The following is a 1,166-nucleotide window of genomic DNA, read 5'->3' on the forward strand; positions in this document are numbered from 1 at the left end:
AGGACAATGAGGGGAGAAAGGAAAGGTTAGACTGGTGAGGCTGCGGCTGGAGGCTGGCCTGTGCTGTTGACCAAGGGCTTTGAGGTGGAAATGTACACCGGCACCGCCGCCGGGGAAGTGGTGGGCTTGTCGGATCGCATTTGCCAGGCTTTGCCAGGGTTTGTGCGGGAGCCGGATCGGCGCAACGTGGAGTATATCACCCCTCCCCTTCGCCGCTACGAAGACCTGCTCTGTGCCTTGTTGCGGCCTCGCCTACAGTTGCGGCAATTTTTGCGCCGTCTTGGCCCTTACACCCTTCTGCCGGGGAGTACGCTGGCTTTGGGCGGCAGCGATCACTTCGAGCGGTCGGATCCCGGCAACCCCTACCACGACTACATCGAGCGCACCTATGGCACGCGGGTGGTAACTGCTAGCATTCACATCAATGTTGGCCTGCCAGGTACCGAGGCCATCTTCCGGGCCTGTCGCCTGCTGCGAGCGGAAGCATCTCTCTACCTAGCTCTGAGCGCTTCCTCTCCTTTTCTGGACGGACGGGTGACGGGATCCCACTCCAGCCGTTGGCAGGTGTTCCCCAAAACGCCGGCTCAGGTGCCCTTCTTCCGGGATCACGCCCACTACATTGCCTGGATCCAGGAGCAGCTAGCCTTGGGCACAATGCAGAATGTGCGCCACCTGTGGGCCTCGGTGCGACCCAACGGCCCGGAGCGGCCCTACCACCTCAACCGCGTGGAGCTGCGCATTTGCGATCTGGTGGGGGATCCGGTGATGGTTCTGGCGATTACCGCCTTGGTGGAAGCCCGTCTCTGGCAGTTGCTGGCCCAGCCGGAAGCGCTGGATCCCTTGCGGGGGCCCTTTACCCCAACAGAGCTGGAGAGCCTTTGCGAGGCCAACGAGCAGGCTGCTGCCCGAGAATCGCTGCAATCTCGTTTGGTCGATTGGCAGACAGGCCGGGAACGGGCGGCCCAAGAGTGGATCGAAGAGCTGCTGACCGAAGCTTGGCGCATTGGCCAACCTCAGGGCTTAGGCTGTTTTCTAGCTCCCTTGCAAACCCTGCTCCACCAGGGCAATGAGGCCCAACGCTGGCTGAAGCAAGTCAACCAGGGATCCACACCTGCCCAGGTGTACCAACAGGCCATCCAGGAGCTGGCCGAACAAGACCGAGAGAG

Annotated in this window: 1 protein-coding gene; it reads left to right on the plus strand. The window is 61.9% G+C overall.

What is annotated here, in order from left to right:
- Positions 1-60: 60 nt before the first annotated feature.
- Positions 61-1,166 (plus strand): glutamate--cysteine ligase (gene gshA, locus NW820_RS12525; protein ID WP_414407662.1); only part of this gene is annotated, 1,106 nt, incomplete at its 3' end.

This window comes from Synechococcus sp. R55.7 (assembly GCF_047461955.1).
Taxonomy (GTDB): domain Bacteria; phylum Cyanobacteriota; class Cyanobacteriia; order Thermostichales; family Thermostichaceae; genus Thermostichus.